The 18919-nt window shown below is 70.5% G+C and carries 18 protein-coding genes; 17 read left to right on the top strand and 1 reads right to left on the bottom strand.

Going from position 1 to position 18919, the window contains the following annotated elements; genetic code table 11:
* Window positions 1-267: 267 nt before the first annotated feature.
* The 8 genes from BIU90_RS12920 to prmC all read left to right on the top strand — a co-directional run bounded on the left by BIU90_RS12920 (window position 268) and on the right by prmC (window position 10455).
* Complete coding sequence (locus BIU90_RS12920) at window positions 268-1032, top strand: LmeA family phospholipid-binding protein (protein WP_071300618.1); 765 nt, start codon at window positions 268-270, stop codon at window positions 1030-1032.
* A gap of 67 nt (window positions 1033-1099) precedes the next feature.
* Window positions 1100-2521 (top strand): diaminopimelate decarboxylase, encoded by a 1422-nt coding sequence (gene lysA / locus BIU90_RS12925; RefSeq protein ID WP_071300619.1) that lies wholly within the window; start codon window positions 1100-1102, stop codon window positions 2519-2521.
* 29 nt (window positions 2522-2550) lie between these two features.
* Window positions 2551-3858: a homoserine dehydrogenase gene (locus BIU90_RS12930; protein WP_071300620.1), complete on the top strand. Its 1308-nt coding sequence runs from the start codon at window positions 2551-2553 to the stop codon at window positions 3856-3858.
* A 55-nt stretch (window positions 3859-3913) separates the two neighbouring features.
* Entirely contained in the window at window positions 3914-4993 is a 1080-nt protein-coding gene (thrC, locus tag BIU90_RS12935) for a threonine synthase (RefSeq protein ID WP_071300621.1), read from the top strand.
* 65 nt (window positions 4994-5058) lie between these two features.
* Window positions 5059-5970, top strand: a complete 912-nt coding sequence (gene thrB / locus BIU90_RS12940; RefSeq protein ID WP_071300622.1) for a homoserine kinase — start codon at window positions 5059-5061, stop codon at window positions 5968-5970.
* 187 nt (window positions 5971-6157) lie between these two features.
* Window positions 6158-8470, top strand: a complete 2313-nt coding sequence (rho, locus tag BIU90_RS12945; protein WP_071300623.1) for a transcription termination factor Rho — start codon at window positions 6158-6160, stop codon at window positions 8468-8470.
* Between the two features lie 3 nt (window positions 8471-8473).
* Window positions 8474-9556 carry a peptide chain release factor 1 gene (gene prfA / locus BIU90_RS12950; protein ID WP_071300624.1) on the top strand — a complete coding sequence of 361 codons (1083 nt, stop codon included), beginning with the start codon at window positions 8474-8476 and terminating at the stop codon, window positions 9554-9556.
* Between the two features lie 98 nt (window positions 9557-9654).
* Entirely contained in the window at window positions 9655-10455 is an 801-nt protein-coding gene (gene prmC, locus BIU90_RS12955; RefSeq protein WP_254787049.1) for a peptide chain release factor N(5)-glutamine methyltransferase, read from the top strand.
* 28 nt (window positions 10456-10483) lie between these two features.
* On the opposite strand, the gene BIU90_RS12960 is transcribed toward prmC, so the two are convergent.
* Window positions 10484-11176 (bottom strand): HAD family phosphatase, encoded by a 693-nt coding sequence (locus BIU90_RS12960; RefSeq protein ID WP_254787050.1) that lies wholly within the window; start codon window positions 11174-11176, stop codon window positions 10484-10486.
* Between the two features lie 38 nt (window positions 11177-11214).
* Here BIU90_RS12960 and BIU90_RS12965 point away from each other — a divergent pair, with 38 nt between their 5' ends.
* The 9 genes from BIU90_RS12965 to BIU90_RS13005 all read left to right on the top strand — a co-directional run bounded on the left by BIU90_RS12965 (window position 11215) and on the right by BIU90_RS13005 (window position 18894).
* Entirely contained in the window at window positions 11215-11889 is a 675-nt protein-coding gene (locus tag BIU90_RS12965; protein WP_071301017.1) for an L-threonylcarbamoyladenylate synthase, read from the top strand.
* A complete protein-coding gene (locus BIU90_RS12970; RefSeq protein ID WP_071300626.1) occupies window positions 11886-13118 on the top strand; it encodes an MraY family glycosyltransferase in 1233 nt (410 codons plus the stop codon). Before BIU90_RS12965 ends, BIU90_RS12970 begins: the two co-directional genes overlap by 4 nt.
* Window positions 13115-13591, top strand: a complete 477-nt coding sequence (locus BIU90_RS12975; protein WP_071300627.1) for a hypothetical protein — start codon at window positions 13115-13117, stop codon at window positions 13589-13591. Before BIU90_RS12970 ends, BIU90_RS12975 begins: the two co-directional genes overlap by 4 nt.
* A gap of 104 nt (window positions 13592-13695) precedes the next feature.
* Window positions 13696-14556, top strand: coding sequence for a F0F1 ATP synthase subunit A (gene atpB, locus BIU90_RS12980; RefSeq protein WP_254787051.1), 861 nt, complete (start codon window positions 13696-13698; stop codon window positions 14554-14556).
* A gap of 60 nt (window positions 14557-14616) precedes the next feature.
* Window positions 14617-14853 (top strand): ATP synthase F0 subunit C, encoded by a 237-nt coding sequence (gene atpE / locus BIU90_RS12985; protein WP_027465781.1) that lies wholly within the window; start codon window positions 14617-14619, stop codon window positions 14851-14853.
* 9 nt (window positions 14854-14862) lie between these two features.
* Window positions 14863-15459 (top strand): F0F1 ATP synthase subunit B, encoded by a 597-nt coding sequence (locus tag BIU90_RS12990; RefSeq protein WP_071300628.1) that lies wholly within the window; start codon window positions 14863-14865, stop codon window positions 15457-15459.
* 2 nt (window positions 15460-15461) lie between these two features.
* Window positions 15462-16256 (top strand): F0F1 ATP synthase subunit delta, encoded by a 795-nt coding sequence (locus BIU90_RS12995; protein WP_071300629.1) that lies wholly within the window; start codon window positions 15462-15464, stop codon window positions 16254-16256.
* A gap of 106 nt (window positions 16257-16362) precedes the next feature.
* Window positions 16363-17991, top strand: a complete 1629-nt coding sequence (gene atpA / locus BIU90_RS13000) for a F0F1 ATP synthase subunit alpha (RefSeq protein ID WP_071300630.1) — start codon at window positions 16363-16365, stop codon at window positions 17989-17991.
* The gene (locus BIU90_RS13005; protein WP_071300631.1) at window positions 17992-18894 is read left to right on the top strand and encodes a F0F1 ATP synthase subunit gamma; all 903 of its coding nucleotides are present in this window, start codon (window positions 17992-17994) and stop codon (window positions 18892-18894) included. It begins immediately after the preceding gene.
* Window positions 18895-18919 lie beyond the last annotated feature (25 nt).

Raw genomic sequence — 18919 nt, forward strand, 5'->3', positions numbered from 1 at the left:
GCGCGCAGCGCGCAGCCTGCCAGCCGGGCAGCACCACGGCCTCCAGGCGGATCCGTCTGCGCATCGCACCCCCGCGCGGACATCGCACCCCGACAGGACGGGGTGCGATGTCCGCATCGGGGTGCAAAGTGCACCGCGCCGCGCCCAGCCCGCGCCGCGCCGCGCCGCGCCGCGCCCAGCCCGCGCCGCGCCGCGCCGCAGCCCGCCCGCCGGGCGGCACCGCGGCCTCCAGGCTGGCGGCAGGCGCACCCTGGCACAGTGGGACCCATGTCCTTCGCCACCGCCGCCCCGAAGCCGCGCCGTACCGGGCGCACCGCGACGATCGTCGTCCTCGTGATCGTGGTGGTGCTCGCCGGGCTCGTCGTCGTCGCCGAGTTCGTGCTGCGCGGCGTCGTCGACCGGATCATCGCGCAGCAGGTCGAGCAGTCGCTGCCGCAGGGCACGCAGGGCACCGTGACGGCCCACGCCGACGGCATCGTCATCCCGCAGCTCATCAGCGGCACGCTCGACCGCGTCGACATCGCCTCGTCGAAGATCACGGTGGACGGCGTCCCGCTCGCGGCCGACGTCACCGTGCACGACGTCCCGGTCGACGGCAAGGGCGACGTGCGCGACGTCGACGGCACGGTCACGCTGGCGTCCGGCAGTGTCAAGGACCTGGCGCGGTACAGCCCGCTCTTCGACCGGCTCTCCCTCGTCGACGGCGGGGTGCAGCTGTCCGGCTCGACCGCGGTCCTCGGGTACGACATCTCGTACCTGGCGAACGGGACGGTCACGGCGCAGTCCGACGGCAAGGGCATCACGATCACCCCGAAGGCGGTCCGGATCACGAACTCGGCCCTCGACCTCAAGGTCGACAGCATCCCCGGCGTGACGAACACGCCCGTGCCGGTCTGCACCGCCCAGTTCCTGCCGGAGTCCCTGCGCGTCCGCTCGCTCGACGTCACGGCCTCCCGCGCTGAGGTCCGCATCACCGCCGACGAGCTCCCGCTCAGCGAGCAGGGGCTGCAGACGGTCGGCTCCTGCGGCTGACCCGCGTTCTCCACAGGGGCGTAACACCGGACGGGAGGCCCGCCCCGGCTCGGTAGGATCGGGTCCCGTGAGCGAGAACCCCCTTGCCCCGCCGCGGCTGCGGTCCCCGGCTGATGCCTCCGCGCTGAGCGCGCGGATCTGGCCCGCCTCCGCCACGCGGACGGACGACGGCTCCCTGGTGGTGGGCGGCATCACCGCGCACGACCTGGTCGAGCAGTTCGGCACCCCGCTCTACGTCGTCGACGAGCACGACGTGCAGTCCCGGGCCGTCCGGGTCCGCGACGCCTTCGCCGAGGCGTTCGGGCGGATCGGCACGCACGCCCACGTCTACTACGCCGCCAAGGCCTTCCTGACGACGCAGGTCGCGGCGTGGATGGCCGAGGCCGACCTGCGCGTCGACGTCTGCACGGGCGGGGAACTCGCCGTGGCGCTGGCTGGCGGCGTCGACCCGGGCCGGTTGGGGTTCCACGGCAACGACAAGTCCGACGCCGAGATCGCCCGCGCGGTGCAGGTCGGCGTGGGCACGATCGTCCTCGACTCGCACGAAGAAGTGCAGCGGGTCGCGGACGCAGCAGCGGACGCCGGTGTCGTGCAGCGCGTGCGCATCCGGATCAACAGCGGCGTGCACGCCTCGACGCACGAGTACCTCGCCACGGCGCGTGAGGACCAGAAGTTCGGCATCCCGCTCTCCGAAGCGGTGCAGGCGGCCGAGGCGATCCGCGCGCGCCCGTCGCTGGCCTTCGTCGGGCTGCACTCCCACATCGGCTCGCAGATCTTCGACGAGTCCGGCTTCCGCGAAGCCGCTCGTCGGCTCATGGACGTGCACGCGACGCTGGTGCGCTCCGGACCCGTGCCGGAACTCAACCTCGGCGGCGGCTGGGGCATCGACTACACCGAGGCCGACTCCGCCTTCGCACCAGAGGACATCGCCGACGCGCTGGCGACGATCGTGGCCGAAGCGTGTGCCGAGCGGGACATCCCGGTCCCGGAGATCGCGGTGGAGCCCGGGCGGTACATCGTGGGACCGGCCGGCGTCACGCTCTACCGCGTCGGCACGATCAAGCCCGTGCAGCTCGAGACCGACGACGGCGGCAGTGCGACCCGCACGTACGTCTCCGTCGACGGCGGCATGAGCGACAACGCCCGCCCCGCGCTGTACGGCGCCGACTACACCGCGCGGCTCGCCCGCACGTCGGACGCGTCCCCGGTCCTGACCCGGGTCGTCGGCAAGCACTGCGAGAGCGGGGACATCGTGGTGCACGACGAGTACCTGCCCGGTGACGTGCGCCGTGGCGACCTGCTCGCCGTGGCCGCCACCGGTGCCTACTGCTGGAGCCTGGCGAGCAACTACAACCACGTCGGACGCCCGCCGGTCGTCGCGGTCGCCGACGGGCGAGCCCGTATCCTCGTCCGAGGCGAGAGCGTCGACGACCTCCTCGCCCGCGACACCGGGGTGTCGCCCGCGGCCGCACCCGGTGCCGTGCGGTGAACCCCCGAGATCCCGGAGACACGTCCCACATGATCGAATACCGCAACGTCCGCGTCGCGCTGCTCGGAGCCGGCTCGGTCGGCTCGCAGGTCGCACGCCTCCTGCTCGAGCACGGCGACGAACTGGCCTCGCGTGCCGGAGCCGGCCTCGAACTCGTCGGCATCGCCGTCCGCGACGTCGACGCCCAGCGCGACGTCGACCTGCCGCGCGAGCTCTTCACCACCGACGCCGGATCGCTCATCCTGGGGGCGGACATCGTGGTCGAGCTCATCGGTGGCATCGAGCCCGCACGCACCCTCGTGCTGCAGGCCCTGCAGTCCGGCGCCGACGTCGTGACCGGCAACAAGGCCCTGCTCGCCACCCACGGCCCGGAGCTCTTCGCCGCGGCGGAGCAGGTCGGCGCACAGCTCTACTACGAGGCCGCCGTCGCCGGGGCCATCCCGATCATCCGGCCGCTGCACGACTCGCTCGCGGGCGACCGCATCCAGCGCATCATGGGCATCGTCAACGGGACGACGAACTTCATCCTCGACCTGATGGACCGCCAGGGCTCGACGTTCGAGGACGCCCTGGCGACCGCGACCGAGCTCGGGTACGCCGAAGCCGACCCGACCGCCGACATCGAGGGCTACGACGCCGCGCAGAAGGCCGCGATCCTGGCCTCGATCGCGTTCCACACCTCGGTGCCGCTCGTCGCCGTGCACCGCGAGGGCATCACGTCGGTCACCATCGAGCAGGTCCGTGCCGCGCGCAAGGCGGGCCACGTCGTGAAGCTCCTGGCGACCTGCGAGCGCCTGACCGACGCCGACGGGCGCGAGGGCGTCAGTGCCCGCGTCTACCCGGCGCTCGTGCCGGAGTCGCACCCGCTCGCCAGCGTGCACGGCGCGAAGAACGCCGTCTTCGTCGAGGCCGAGGCCGCCGGCGACCTGATGTTCTACGGCGCCGGGGCCGGCGGGGTCGAGACGGCCTCGGCGGTGCTCGGTGACCTGGTCTCCGCTGCCCGACGGCACGTCATCGGCGGCCCGGGCATCGCGGAGTCGACGCAGTCCGACCTCCCCGTCTTCCCGATCGGCACCGTCCGCACCAGCTACCAGATCACGCTGCTCGTCGCCGACGCCCCCGGCGTGCTGTCGACCGTCGCCGGCATCCTCGCGGCGCACGGCGTCAGCGTCGAGACCGTCGAGCAGTCGAGCGCCCACGGCGACGGCGGCACGGCCACCCTGGTCATCGGCACGCACCAGGCGCGTGAGTCCGCCCTCGCCGACACCGTCAGGGCACTGCGCACCGAGGCGACCGTGACCGAGGTCACGAGCGTCCTGCGCGTCGTCGGCGCCTGACGCCGGTCCCGCCCGCTCAACCACCACCTCCAGCACCGACAGAGAGAGAACCCTGATGGCCCACCAGTGGCAGGGAGTCCTGCGCGAGTACGCCGACCGACTCGACGTGACGTCGGACACGCCCGTCATCACGCTGGGCGAGGGCGGCACGCCGCTCATCCCGGCGCGGCGGCTGTCCGAGCGCACCGGCGCCCAGGTCTGGATCAAGTTCGAGGGCATGAACCCGACGGGCTCGTTCAAGGACCGCGGCATGACGATGGCGATCTCCAAGGCCGTCGAGCACGGTGCGAAGGCCGTCATCTGCGCCTCCACCGGCAACACGAGCGCCTCGGCCGCCGCGTACGCCACGCACGCCGGGATCACCGCCGCGGTGCTCGTGCCCGAGGGCAAGATCGCGATGGGCAAGCTCAGCCAGGCCGTGGCGCACGACGCCCAGCTGCTGCAGGTGCAGGGCAACTTCGACGACTGCCTCGACATCGCTCGCGACCTCGCGGCGAACTACCCGGTGCACCTGGTGAACTCTGTCAACAACGACCGCATCGAGGGCCAGAAGACCGCCGCGTTCGAGGTCGTCGACGTCCTCGGCGACGCCCCCGACTTCCACTTCCTGCCGGTCGGCAACGCGGGCAACTACACCGCGTACTCCCGCGGGTACCGCGAGGACGTCGCCGCGGGCCGCTCGAGCAAGCTGCCCCGGATGTTCGGCTTCCAGGCCGCGGGCTCGGCGCCGATCGTCTCCGGCGAGGTCGTCCCGCACCCGGAGACCATCGCGTCGGCGATCCGCATCGGCAACCCGGCGTCGTGGAAGTACGCGCTCGAGGCCCAGCAGGAGACCGACGGCTACTTCGGCGCGATCTCCGACGCCGGCATCCTGGCCGCGCACCGCATCCTGTCGGCCGAGGTCGGCGTGTTCGTCGAGCCCGCGTCCGCGATCGGTGTCGCCGGGCTCCTCGAGCGCGCCGACGCCGGGCAGGTCCCGAAGGGCGCGACGGTCGTCATCACGGTGACCGGCCACGGGCTCAAGGACCCGCAGTGGGCGCTCAAGACCGAGGACGGCGGCGACGTCACCCCGACCAGCGTCCCCGTCGACACCGCCGCGATCGCCGACGTGCTCGGACTGGTCGGCGCAGCGTGAGCCAGGACCGCTCGTCCGGACCGGAGCGGGGCACCACCGCCCGCAGTGCTGTACCGGCCGGACGGGTGGTCCACGTCCGCGTCCCGGCCACGTCCGCGAACCTCGGACCGGGCTTCGACTCCCTCGGACTCGCGCTCTCGCTCTACGACGACGTGCAGGTCCGGGTCCGCCCGGAGCCCGGCGCGACCGTGGCTGTGCAGGGCGTCGGCGCGGGCGAGGTCGCGACCGACGACACGAACCTGGTCGTCCGCGCGATCCGTCGGGGTCTGGACCACGCCGGGGTCGAGCAGCCCGGCCTCGAGCTCACCGCGGTGAACGCCATCCCGCACGGTCGCGGCATGGGGTCCTCGGCGGCGGCGATCGTCGCGGGATTGATGGCCGCGCGCGGGCTGCTCGAGGGCATCGTCGACCTCGACGCCGCGACCCTGCTGACCCTGGCCACCGAGATGGAGGGGCACCCGGACAACGTCGCCCCGGCCCTGTTCGGCGGCCTGACGATCGCGTGGATGACCCCGGACGGCCCGGCGTACAAGCGACTCCTGGTGCACCGCGGTGTCTCGCCGGTGGTCTTCGTGCCGACCTCGACCCTCTCGACGAAGCTCGCACGCTCCCTGCAGCCCGCCAGCGTCCCGCACGCCGACGCGGCGTTCAACGTCTCCCGCTCGGCGCTGCTGGTGGCGGCGCTCATCCAGAGTCCGGAGCTGCTGCTGGCGGCGACCGAGGACCGGCTGCACCAGACGTACCGCGCCAGTGCCATGCCCGAGACCGACGTGCTCATCCGACTGCTCCGACAGCAGGGTCTCGCTGCCGTCGTGTCCGGCGCCGGCCCGAGCCTGCTCGTGCTCGGATCCGACCCCGCACAGCGCCTGACGGCCGCCGAACTCGTCGCGCGACACGCCGAGACCACCTGGCGCCCGCTCATGCTGGCCGTCGATCTCGGTGGTGCTACAGTGAACGCGCACCCGGCAGACCACTGAGGACGCCCGTCGCGCAGGCACGAACCACGGCCAGCACGAGCTCCCGGTCCGCAGGTGTGATCTCCCTCAGATCACCGCTTCCCGGTCCGTCGTCTGAACGGCGGCCGTCGCAATCCGATGCCATGCATCCGCGCGGGAAGTCGGTGGAAACTCTCCGCGCTCTGCGGTTCGGAAGGAACACAGCACCGTGACCAACGTCAACACCTCCACCGACTCGGTGGAGATCCCCAGCGACCTGCGCGCACTCCGCCTCCCGGAGCTGCAGCGGATCGCCTCCGCCCTGGGCATCACCGGGCTCTCGAAGCTCCGCAAGGGCGACCTCATCGCCTCGATCGAGGACAAGCGCCCCGCCGCCGCGTCCGACACCCTGACCCTGCCGGAGCCCGAGGCACCCGCAGCGTCGACGACCGAGGCGCCGGCAGCGTCGGCGACCGACGCACCGGCAGCCCAGGCGACCGACGCCGCGCCGACCACCGAGACCGAGGCGCCGTCGCGTGCCCGTCGCTCGCGTCGTGCGACGTCCGGCGGCACCGTCACCACCCCGCCCACCACCGCGGCGGAGCACACCAACCACGGCAAGACCGGGACCGAGGACCTGCTCGCGGGCCTCGACCAGGTCCGCGCCGAGAAGGACGCACAAGCGGCACAGTCGGGTGGCCAGCGTCGTCGTCGCGGCCAGAAGCCCGCCGTCGACCAGGCCACCGCCACCGCCACTGAGCAGAGCACTGCTGAGCAGGCCGGCACCGACCGGGCGAACGCCGAGCAGCCCCCCGCGGAGTCGGCTGCGCAGCCGCAGTCCGCCGGGCAGCCGACCTCGGCCGAGGACACGTCCGACCAGGACGGGACCGACCAGCACGGCACGGACCAGAACGGCGACCAGCAGCAGGACGCCGACGGCGGACCCCGTCGTGGTCGTCGCAGCCGTGGCCGCGGTCGTGGACGGGGCCAGAACGCCGACCAGTCCGGCGAGCAGCAGGGCGACCAGCCCGAGGAGCAGAACGGCCGCGGGGGCCGCGGTGCCCAGAACCAGGCCGACGGCCAGCAGAACGCCGCTGACGAGCAGGGCGACCAGAAGCAGTCGCAGAACCAGCAGAACCAGCAGAACCAGAACCAGCAGCAGAACGGCCGGCAGAAGCAGGCGCAGGGCCAGCAGAAGCAGCAGAACCAGAGCCAGAACCAGAACCAGCAGCAGAACGGCCAGGCCGAGGCCCGCTCGCAGCGTGAGGACGGACAGCGCCGCCAGGAGGACGAGGCCGAGAACGGTCGCAGCCGCCGCCAGCGTGACCGCAAGCGCGGCCGTGGCGGGCAGAACGACGAGTTCGAGCCGGAGATCACCGAGGACGACGTCCTGATCCCGGTCGCGGGCATCCTCGACGTCCTCGACAACTACGCCTTCGTCCGCACGACCGGCTACCTGCCGGGACCGAGCGACGTCTACGTGTCCCTCGGCCAGGTGAAGAAGTACCACCTGCGCAAGGGCGACGCCGTGGTCGGTGCGATCAAGCAGCCGCGCGACAACGAGCAGCAGAGCCGCCAGAAGTACAACGCCCTGGCCAAGATCGACACGATCAACGGCCAGTCGACGGACGAGGCCGCCGCGCGCGTCGACTTCCAGGACCTCACCCCGCTGTACCCGAACGAGCGCCTGCGCCTCGAGACCGAGCCCTCCAAGCTCTCCACGCGGATCATCGACCTGGTGTCGCCGATCGGCAAGGGCCAGCGCGGCCTGATCGTCTCGCCGCCCAAGGCCGGCAAGACCGTCGTGCTGCAGGCGATCGCGAACGCCGTCTCGAAGAACAACCCCGAGGCGCACCTGATGGTCGTCCTGGTCGACGAGCGGCCCGAAGAGGTCACCGACATGCAGCGCACGGTGAAGGGCGAGGTCATCGCTTCGACCTTCGACCGTCCCGCCGAGGACCACACCACCGTCGCCGAGCTCGCCATCGAGCGTGCCAAGCGCCTGGTCGAGCTGGGCCACGACGTGGTCCTGCTGCTCGACTCGATCACCCGCTTGGGCCGCGCCTACAACCTGTCCACCCCGCCGTCGGGCCGCGTGCTCTCCGGTGGCGTCGACTCCGCTGCGCTCTACCCGGCGAAGCGCTTCTTCGGCGCCGCCCGCAACATCGAGAACGGCGGCTCGCTGACCATCCTCGCCACGGCGCTCGTCGAGACCGGGTCGAAGATGGATGAGGTGATCTTCGAGGAGTTCAAGGGCACCGGCAACATGGAGCTCCGCCTGAACCGCCACCTGGCGGACAAGCGGATCTTCCCGGCCGTCGACGTCAACGCGTCCGGCACCCGTCGCGAGGAGCAGCTGCTCTCCGCCGACGAGGTCAAGATCACCTGGCGTCTGCGCCGGGCCCTGGCCGGGCTCGACCCGCAGCAGGCGCTCGAGATCGTCCTGCGGAACCTCAAGGAGACGCAGTCGAACGTCGAGTTCCTGGTGCAGGTGCAGAAGTCGGTCCCCGCGACCGGGCACCACGCCGGACACCAGGAGTAACGCGTGTTCGAGTCGGTGGCAGGGCTGCTGGCGGAACACGAGGACCTGACACAGCAGCTGTCGGACCCCGCGCTCCACGCCGACGCGGCCCGTGCGAAGAAGGTCAACCGGCGCTACGCCGAGCTGAACCGGATCAAGTCCGCGTACGAGGGCTGGACGGCGGCGGGGGACGACCTCGCCGCCGCCCGGGAACTCGCGCGCGAGGACGAGGCCTTCGCCGAGGAGGTCCCCGGGCTCGAGGCATCGCTCGCCGAACGCCAGGAGCGCCTGCGGCGGCTGCTCGTCCCGCGTGACCCGGACGACGGCCGCGACGTCATCATGGAGATCAAGGGCGGCGAGGGCGGCGAGGAATCCGCGCTGTTCGCGGCGGACCTGCTGCGGATGTACTCGCACTACGCCGAGTCCAAGGGCTGGAAGATCGAGCTCCTCGAGCGCACCGAGTCCGACCTCGGCGGCTACAAGGACGTCCAGGTCGCGATCAAGTCGAACTCCACCGACCCCGCGCAGGGCGTGTGGGCGCACCTGAAGTACGAGGGTGGCGTGCACCGTGTCCAGCGCGTGCCGGCGACCGAGTCGCAGGGGCGCATCCACACGTCGACCACCGGCGTGCTCGTCTTCCCCGAGGTCGACGAGCCGGAAGAGGTCGAGATCAACCAGAACGACCTGAAGATCGACGTGTACCGCTCGTCGGGCCCCGGCGGGCAGTCCGTCAACACGACGGACTCCGCCGTCCGCATCACCCACCTGCCCACGGGCATCACGGTGGCGATGCAGAACGAGAAGTCCCAGCTGCAGAACAGAGAGGCGGGGATGCGCGTGCTGCGTGCCCGCATCCTGGCGAAGCAGCAGGAGGAGCTCGACGCGCTGGCGTCGGACGCGCGTCGGTCGCAGATCCGCGGGATGGACCGGTCGGAGCGCATCCGCACGTACAACTTCCCGGAGAACCGCATCGCCGACCACCGCACCGGGTACAAGGCGTACGACCTGGACCGCGTCATGAACGGCGCGCTCGAGCCGGTCATCGAGTCCGCCATCCGCGCGGACGAAGAGGCACGTCTGGCCGCCGTCGGCGACCAGAACGCCTGATCACCGGCCAGGAGGCACGGATCACCCCCGACACGCCCCGCACGTTCGCCGCGGACCGGCTCCTCAGGGAGGCGGCCGCGGCGCTCGGCGCGTCCGGGGTGCCCACCCCGCAGGTCGACGCCGAACTGCTGCTCGCGTGGGCGACCGACACCTCGCGCGGGGCCGTCCAGGCCCGGGCGATGACCGGGGGAGCGATCGCCGCGGAGCACGTCGACCGGTTCCGGCAGGCGATCGCGCGGCGCGTCACCCGTGAGCCCTTGCAGCACATCACCGGCGAGGCGCACTTCCGCGCGCTGACCCTGGCAGTCGGACCCGGGGTGTTCGTCCCGCGTCCGGAGACGGAGGGCGTGGTGCAGTTCGGCATCGACGCACTCCGTGCCACCGCGGTGCCCGAGCCGATCGCCGTCGACCTGGGGTCCGGCAGCGGTGCCATCGCGATCGCCATGGCCACCGAGGTGCCGAACGCGCTCGTCTACGCCGTCGAACGCTCGCCCGAGGCACTGCCCTGGACCCGTCGGAACGTGGCGGCGTACGGCGACACGGTCCGGCTCGTCGAGGGCGACCTGGCCGATGCGTTCGGGGAGCTCGACGGCACCGTGTCGGCCGTCGTGTCGAACCCGCCCTACGTGCCGGACGACGCCGTGCCGGTGGACCCCGAGGTCCGCGACCACGACCCGGCGCTCGCGCTGTACGGGGGAGCGGACGGGCTGGACGCGGTCCGGGCGCTCACCGAGACCGCCTGGCGCCTGCTGGTCCCCGGTGGGCTGCTCGTCATCGAGCACGCCGAACCGCAGGGCGCAGCCGTGCGCGCGGTCCTGTCGCGCCGGGGGTTCCGGTCCCCGGAGACGCACCAGGACCTGACGGGACGCGACCGCACGACCACCGCGACCCGCGCGTAGACATCACGCGCGACGCGAAGCGTTGCGTCTACGCGCCGACGGAGCCTGCGGAGGAGGCCGGCGTCGAAGACGTCAGCCGGGCCTCCCGGTCGTCCTTGGTGGCGACGAACGCGCGGACCGCCACCCGCAGGTCGGTGTCGTGCTCGACCAGCACCGCGTGGATGCCGACGCTGCGTGCACCCGCGACGTTCTCGGGCATGTCGTCGGCGAAGAAGGTGTCCTCCGGCCGCGCGCCGTGGTGGGCCACCGCCCGCTCGAAGACCTCGGGTTCGGGCTTGCGGGCGCCGAAGTTGCTCGTCGTGTCGAGGTGGTCGCCGAACAGCGGCGGCAGGGACGGCGCCCACGTGGAGATCCACCGGCCGGCCAGTGGACCGTTGTTCGTCAGCAGGGCGACACGCCCGTGCTCGCTGGCGATCCGGACGGCCTCGATCCGCTCGGGCAGCTCGGTCATCGCCGCTCCGCGCACCCGCGCCCACTCGGACTCCGGGACGGTGCAGCCCATCGCCTGCTGGAAGGCGGCGAGGTAGGCGTCCGCGTCGGCGAAGCCCCCGGCTTCGGCGCGTTGCTCGTTCCCGGAGAGCCACCAGCGGCGCCGGAGCTCGCCGAGGTCGTGCCCGGTGATCGCGGTGAGGCCCGCCATGCGGGTCTCCCAGTCGTAGCGGACGAGGACGTCGTCCATGTCGAAGAGGAACAGGAGTCGGGGCGCAGGCGTCGAGTTCACGATGTGCCCCATTGTGTCGCACTATCATCGTGCAGGTCATGGCATCCCGATACGACTGCAACGACCCCGACGGACTCCTGACCGGGATGCGGCTCGCACGTGCCGCACTCGGACGGGGAGAACTCGTCGTCGTCCCCACCGACACCGTCTACGGTCTCGCGGCGGACGCCTTCGACGCGCACGCGGTGCAGCGTCTGCTGGACGCGAAGGGCCGCACGCGGCAGTCACCGCCGCCGGTGCTCATCCCGGGACCCCCGACGCTCGACGCGTTGGCGAGCGAGGTGCCGCAGCAGGTCCGCGACCTGGTCGCCGAGTTCTGGCCGGGCGGACTGACCGTCATCCTGCGGGCACAGCCGTCACTCGACTGGGACCTGGGGGAGACCCGGGGGACCGTCGCGCTCCGGATGCCGGACTCGCGCATCGCCCTCGAGCTGCTGCAGGAGGTGGGCCCGCTCGCGGTGTCCTCGGCCAACAGCACGGGCGACCCCGCCGCGATGGACGTCGACGCTGCCGAGGCGATGCTCGGTGACAGCGTTGCGGTGTACCTGGACGGTGGCTCGCTCGCCGCGCACGACGGTTTCGCCGCGTCCACCGGGTCGACGATCGTCGACGCGACGGGGCTCGCCACCGGTGACGGTCTGCGGATCGTCCGCCACGGGGTGATCCCGGACGCCGAGATCGAACGGGTCGTGGGGGCCGACCTCGTCACGTGAAGTACTACCTGCTGGCGGGGGCGATCTCCGCGGTCGTGAGCTTCCTGGTCAGCTGGGTGCTCTGGAAGGCGGGCGTCAAGTACAAGTGGTACCCGCAGGTCCGTGAGCGCGACGTGCACCGGACCCCGGTGCCCCGGCTCGGCGGCATCGCGATGTTCCTGGGGGTGGTCGTCTCGCTGCTCTGCGCCTGGTTCGTCTTCCCGCAGATCCAGGGCATCGACTTCTTCCGCCTCGTGTTCGCGGAGCCGCAACGGGTGCTCGCCGTGTTGGCGGGGGCCACCATCATCGTGGTGCTCGGTGTCGCCGACGACATCTGGGACCTCGACTGGATGACCAAGCTGGCGGGACAGATCATCGCCGCGGGCATCCTGGCGTGGCAGGGCGTGGCGATCGTGTCGCTGCCGATCGGCAACACGCTCGGCGTCGGGTCGAGCTACATGAGCCTGATCTTCACCGTGCTGGCGGTGGTGCTCGTGATGAACGCGGTGAACTTCATCGACGGGCTCGACGGACTCGTCGCGGGGGTGGCGATCATCGCCGGCAGCGTGTTCTTCCTCTACACGTTCTTCATCAACCGCGTGGTCGTGCAGACCGAGTTCTTCTTCAACCTGCCGTCGCTGCTGACCGCGGTGCTCGTCGGCGCCTGCTTCGGCTTCCTCATGCTGAACTGGCACCCCGCCAAGCTGTTCATGGGGGACGCCGGCGCGCTGCTCGTCGGGTTCCTGATGGCCACGAGCGCCGTCTCGATCACGGGCAACATCGACCCGGCCGCCGTCCGCACCCGCACCGACCTGCTGCCGGCCTTCATCCCGATCCTGCTGCCGTTCGCGATCCTCATCGTGCCGATGCTCGACTTCGCCCTGGCGGTGGTCCGGCGGCTCAGCGCGGGGAAGTCCCCGTTCTCGGCCGACCGGAAGCACCTGCACCACCGGCTGCTCGACATGGGGCACTCGCACTTCCACGCGGTGCTGATCTTCTACGCGTGGACGGCCACCGTGGCGGTCGGCTGTCTGCTCTTCCTGTTCGTGCAGTGGTGGTGGGTCGTGGCGTTCGTCGCGGTCGGCTTCAGCGTCTGTGCGATCGCCACGTTCGCGCCCCTCGGCCGCAAGCGCACCGAGATCGCCGCGCAGACCGCCGACCGCGCCGGCGGGCGGATCGATGCCCGACACGACCCGCTCGACCGCGCAGCCGCCACCCGCGACATCCCGACTCCTGGAGACCCCTCGTGACCACGCCCCACGGCCTCGACCACGTCAGCCCGCTCTTCCGACGGATCCTGGTGCAGGGCGCCGTGCTCGCCCTCGCCCTGGCGGTGGTCGGCGGCGTCGTCGGCTTCCTGGTCGCCGGGGGACCGGGACTGGCCGGCGGGCTCATCGGCGCCGTGATGAGCGTCGTGTTCTGCGGGCTCACCGCCGTCAGCGTGCTGCTGGCGATCCGGTTCTCCGGCGGCCAGATGATCTCCGGCGCGTTCTTCGGCACGATCATGGGGATGTTCCTGGTCAAGTTCGTGCTGTTCATCGTCGTGCTGGTGCTGTTGAAGGACCGGGACTGGGTCAACACGCCCGTGCTGGCGATCGCGATCATCGTGGGTGTGATCGGTTCGCTCGTCATCGACGTGACGGTCATCGCCAAGGGCCGCGTGCCGATCGACGTGCCCCTGCCGGGCGATGCCGATCCTGGGAAGGCCGACCCACGCGGCTGAGAGCCCGAGAAGGCTCTCTCACCTGATAGTGTTTGTTGCGTCCGCGTCCGGAGCCTCGCTCGGAGCGGACAGCCTCCACACAGTCCACCATCGCGTGCCATGACGTGCGCGCGCCGACACAGGAGACAGCGCTGCTATCCCACGCTCTTCCCCTGTCCCTCACCGCTGCGGCCAACACCGTTGCGGCGGGGAGCAGCAAGGCCGCCGAATTCCATGGTCCGTCGATCGGGGAGTTCTTCCCTGACCCGATCTTCTTCGCGGGCACGCCCTTCGAGATCGACCGCGTCGTCATCATCCGCTTCATCGCGGTGGCGGTGCTGCTGGTCTTCGCGTTCGCGGGCACCCGCGCCCTCAAGCTCGTCCCGAACCGTGGACAGGCGTTCATCGAGTACGGCTTCGACGTCGTGCGCCGGAACACCTTCGACAACCTCGGCGAGAAGGACGGCAAGCGCTTCCTGCCGCTCCTGGCGACGATCTTCTTCGGTGTGCTGTTCATGAACCTGACGGGTCTGATCCCGTTCATGAACCTCGCCGGCACCAGCCGCATCGCGATGCCGATGATCCTGGCGATCGTCGCGTACGTCGCGTTCATCTACGCCGGTCTCCGCAAGCACCCGGGCACGTTCCTCCGGAACTCGCTCTTCCCACCCGGGGTGCCGTGGCCGCTGTACATCATCGTGACGCCGATCGAGCTCGTCTCCACCTTCGTGCTCCGTCCGATCACGCTGACGCTGCGACTCCTGATGAACATGGTCGTCGGGCACCTGCTGCTCGTCCTGTTCTTCTCGGCCACGTGGTTCTTCTTCTTCGAGTCGCACAGCCTGCTGGCGTTCTTCGGCGTCGGGACCCTGGCGTTCGGCATCGCCTTCAGCTTCTTCGAGATCCTCGTCGCGCTGCTGCAGGCCTACGTCTTCATGCTCCTCACCGCCGTCTACATCCAGCTGGCGCTGGCCGACGAGCACTGATCCCAACTGACCCCCTACGGGACCGGCAACCGTCGGACCCGCACCTCGAAAGGAAAACACGTGGACGCAACGACCGTTCTCGCGGAGATCAACGGCAACATCGCGACGGTTGGCTACGGCCTCGCTGCGATCGGCCCGGCCATCGGCGTCGGCATCGTCGTCGGCAAGACGATCGAGTCCGTCGCTCGCCAGCCCGAGCTCCAGGGCCGCCTGACGACCCTCATGTACATCGGCATCGCCTTCACCGAGGCCCTGGCCTTCATCGGCATCGCCACGTACTTCATCTTCACCAACTAAGGTCCCTCGATGCAGCACGCACTCATCATCGCGGCGGAGGAGAACATCAATCCGCTGATCCCCCCGGTGTACGACATCGTGTGGTCGCTGGTTGCCTTCGTCATCATCTTCCTGGTGTTCTGGCGTGTCGTCACGCCGCGCATCACGAAGATGCTCGATGAGCGCACCGAGGCCATCGAAGGCGGCATCAAGAAGGCCGAAGCGGCTCAGGAGCAGGCTGCAGCCGCGCTCGAGGAGTACAACAAGCAGCTCGCTGACGCCCGTGCCGAAGCCTCCCGCATCCGCGAGCAGGCCCGCGCGGACGCCACGGCCATCGGCAACGAGGTCCGCGAGCAGGCTGCCACCGACGCTGCACGCATCACGTCGAACGCCCAGGCGCAGATCGAGGCCGAGCGTCAGAGCGCGCTCCAGTCGCTCCGCACCGAGGTCGGCTCGCTCGCACTCGACCTGGCGTCGGGTGTCATCGGTGAGTCCCTCAAGGACGACGCCAAGGCCACCGCGGTCGTCGACCGCTTCCTCGCCGACCTCGAGTCGTCGAAGAACGCCGACGCGTCCCAGGTGCAGGCGTCGCAGCCCGGTTCGTCGCAGGCCGAGACGGAGCGCTGAGCATGCGCAGTGCCACCCGTTCAGCGCTCTCGTCGACGCAGGCGGTGCTCGCCGACCTCGGCGGCAGCGCCGACCTGGCGAGCGGCGCTGAGATCCTCGCCGCTGGGCGCGTGGTCGCCGGTGCACCGCAGCTCCTGACGCTGCTGGCCGACCCGACCGCCGACGTCGTCGGCAAGAAGTCGGTCATCGACCGGGTCTTCGCCGGACAGTCCGACGCCGCGCGCGCCGTGCTGACCGCCGTTGCCGGGTCGCGGTGGTCCTCGCAGCAGGACCTGCTCGCCGGCATCGAGGACGCGGGCATCCGCGCCGTCGCGGCCACCGCCGACTCCGGCACGTCGATCGAGGCAGAGCTCTTCGCCTTCGAGACCGCGGTCCGTTCGGACGCCGGGCTCGAGCTGGCGCTCGGCACCAAGCTCGGCAGCCCGGAGCAGAAGGGTGCGCTCGTCGAGCGACTCATCGGTCACAAGTCGTCGCCGCAGACGGTGACGATCCTGTCGGCCATGGTCCAGCAGCCGCGCGGCCGCCGGATCGGTGAGCTCGTCCGCGACGCCTCCCGCATCGTGGCCGACCAGGCGGCAAAGGTCGTGGCGACGGTCGTCACGGCGACCCCGCTCTCCGACGCACAGGCGGCCCGGGTCGCTCGAGGGCTGTCGGAGCGGTACGGCAAGGACATCATCGTCAACCACGTCGTCGACCCCGCGGTCGTCGGCGGGGTCCGGGTGCAGGTCGGCGGCGACGTCATCGACGGCACCGTGTCCACGCGCCTCGCCGACCTCCGTCTCCAGCTCGCGCGCTGAGCGTACGGTCGAACCCGTCACCCCAAGTCCACAACGGGAGCTGTCCCACCGGGCAGCATCACCCTCTCGGAGCCGCAGGGCCCCGGAAACCAACAAGGAAAATCCCATGGCAGACATCACCATCAGCCCCGATGAGATCCGTGATGCCCTGAAGGACTTCGTCTCGAACTACGAGCCGACGAAGGCCTCCACGGCCGAGGTCGGGCACGTCACCGACGCCGGTGACGGCATCGCCCACGTCGAAGGCCTCCCCGGCGTCATGGCCAACGAGCTCATCCGCTTCGCGGACGGCACGCTCGGCCTCGCCCAGAACCTCGACGAAGACGAGATCGGTGCCATCGTGCTCGGCGAGTTCGCCGGCGTCGAAGAGGGCCAGGAAGTCACCCGTACCGGCGAGGTCCTCTCGGCCCCGGTCGGCGACGGCTTCCTCGGTCGCGTCGTCGACCCGCTCGGCGCCCCGATCGACGGCCTCGGCGAGATCGCAGCCGAAGGCCGCCGTGCCCTCGAGCTGCAGGCGCCCGGCGTCATGTCGCGCAAGTCGGTCCACGAGCCGCTGCAGACCGGCATCAAGGCGATCGACGCGATGATCCCCGTCGGCCGTGGCCAGCGTCAGCTGATCATCGGTGACCGCCAGACCGGCAAGACGGCCATCGCGATCGACACGATCATCAACCAGAAGGCCAACTGGGAGTCCGGCGACGCAGACAAGCAGGTCCGCTGCATCTACGTCGCGATCGGGCAGAAGGGCTCCACGATCGCCTCCGTCAAGGGTGCGCTCGAGGACGCCGGTGCGATGGAGTACACCACCATCGTCGCCGCCCCGGCCTCCGACCCGGCCGGCTTCAAGTACCTCGCCCCGTACACCGGCTCGGCCATCGGTCAGCACTGGATGTACCAGGGCAAGCACGTCCTGATCATCTTCGACGACCTGTCGAAGCAGGCCGAGGCCTACCGTGCCGTGTCGCTCCTCCTGCGTCGTCCGCCGGGGCGCGAGGCGTACCCGGGTGACGTCTTCTACCTGCACTCCCGTCTGCTGGAGCGTTGCGCGAAGCTGTCCGACGAGCTCGGTGCCGGTTCGATGACGGGTCTGCCCATCATCGAGACCAAGGCGAACGACGTCTCGGCGTACATCCCGACCAACGTGATCTCGATCACCGACGGCCAGATCTTCCTGCAGTCGGACCTGTTCAACGCGAACCAGCGTCCGGCCGTCGACGTGGGCATCTCGGTGTCCCGCGTCGGTGGTGACGCCCAGGTGAAGTCGATCAAGAAGGTCTCCGGCACGCTCAAGCTCGAGCTGGCGCAGTACCGCTCCCTCGAGGCCTTCGCGATGTTCGCGTCCGACCTCGACCAGGCGTCGCGTCGTCAGCTGGACCGCGGTGCGCGTCTCACCGAGCTGCTCAAGCAGCCGCAGTACTCGCCGTACCCGGTGGAGGAGCAGGTCGTCTCGATCTGGGCCGGCACCAACGGCAAGCTCGACACCGTCCCGGTGTCCGACGTGCTGCGCTTCGAGTCGGAGCTGCTCGACCACCTGCGTCGCAACTCGGACGTCCTGACCACCCTGCGCGAGACGAACCAGCTCAGCGACGACACCGTCGCCGAGATGTCGAAGCAGATCGACGAGTTCTCCAAGAGCTTCCAGACCAGCGACGGCAAGACCCTCGGTTCCGAGAACGTCCAGGCCGCTGACGCGGAGGACGTCGACCAGGAGCAGATCGTCAAGGGTCGTCGCTAGATGGCAGCGCAGGTCCGGGTCTACCGCCAGCGGATCAAGTCGGCGAAGACCACGAAGAAGGTCACCCGCGCGATGGAGCTGATCTCGGCGTCGCGGATCCAGAAGGCCCAGGCCCGCATGGCCGCGTCCGGTCCGTACTCGCGGGCCGTGACGCGGGCCGTGTCGGCCGTGGCGACGTTCTCGAACGTCGACCACGTGCTGACCACCGAGCCCGAGTCGTCGACCCGTGCCGCCGTGGTGCTGTTCACCTCGGACCGCGGCCTGAACGGTGCGTTCAGCACGAACGTCCTCAAGCAGGGCGAGGAGCTCGCCTCCCTGCTCCGCAGTGAGGGCAAGGACGTCGTGTACTACCTGGTCGGTCGCAAGGCCGTCGGGTACTTCGCGTTCCGTGAGCGTTCGTCCGAGCAGCAGTGGGTCGGCAACACCGACCAGCCCGAGTTCTCCACGGCCAAGGAGATCGGCGACGCGGTCGTCGCGAAGTTCCTGCAGGACACGGCCGAGGGCGGCGTGGACGAGATCCACATCGTCTTCAACCGGTTCCTCAGCCTCGCGACGCAGGAGCCGCAGGTCGTGCGCCTGCTGCCGCTCGAGGTCGTGGACGGCATCGACGAGCCCACGAACGACGAGCCGCTCCCGCTCTACGAGTTCGAGCCGGACGCCGACGCGGTGCTCGACTCGCTGCTCCCGGTCTACATCGAGAGCCGCATCTTCAACGCCATGCTGCAGTCGGCTGCTTCCGAGCACGCCGCCCGACAGAAGGCCATGAAGGCGGCCAGCGACAACGCGGATTCGCTCATCCGTGACTTCACCCGACTCGCGAACAACGCGCGTCAGGCGGAGATCACGCAGCAGATCTCCGAGATCGTCGGCGGCGCCGACGCCCTCTCGTCGAAGAAGAAGTAGTCCGCGTCGTTCGCGGACACCTACC

The organism is Curtobacterium sp. MCBA15_001 (genome assembly GCF_001864835.1).
In the GTDB taxonomy this organism is placed as follows: Bacteria; Actinomycetota; Actinomycetes; order Actinomycetales; family Microbacteriaceae; genus Curtobacterium.